This is a genomic window from Paraburkholderia sp. SIMBA_030 (assembly GCF_046535245.1).
Classification (GTDB): Bacteria; Pseudomonadota; Gammaproteobacteria; order Burkholderiales; family Burkholderiaceae; genus Paraburkholderia.
Genome location: NZ_JAWRXB010001599.1, coordinates 1 through 237, shown reverse-complemented (window position 1 = coordinate 237; position 237 = coordinate 1). Strand labels below are relative to the sequence as shown.

1 protein-coding gene is annotated in these 237 nt (G+C 41.8%); it reads right to left on the bottom strand.

Annotation, left to right across the window (positions count from 1 at the left end):
• Positions 1-39: 39 nt before the first annotated feature.
• Positions 40-237, bottom strand: a 198-nt coding sequence (locus tag SB772_RS45400; protein WP_410839203.1) for an isochorismatase family protein, incomplete at its 5' end; no start/stop codon positions are given.

Below are 237 nucleotides of genomic sequence, written 5' to 3'. Positions count from 1 at the left end.
CGCTTGGTTTAGGTTGCTAAAAATTGGCTAATTAGAACGTTAGCTATCTGTAAAACACTGCTGCATGCTGGCAACATCAGACACCCAACCAAAAAAGGTTTTTACGTTATATAGTGTGGCCTCATGAGCCTCTACTGGTCCTGCTTGATAACAAGCGTCATCTAATAACACCCCAAAATACTCAAGAAAAAACCCATCTCGAAGCGTAGATTCAACACAAACGTTGGTTGCGATACC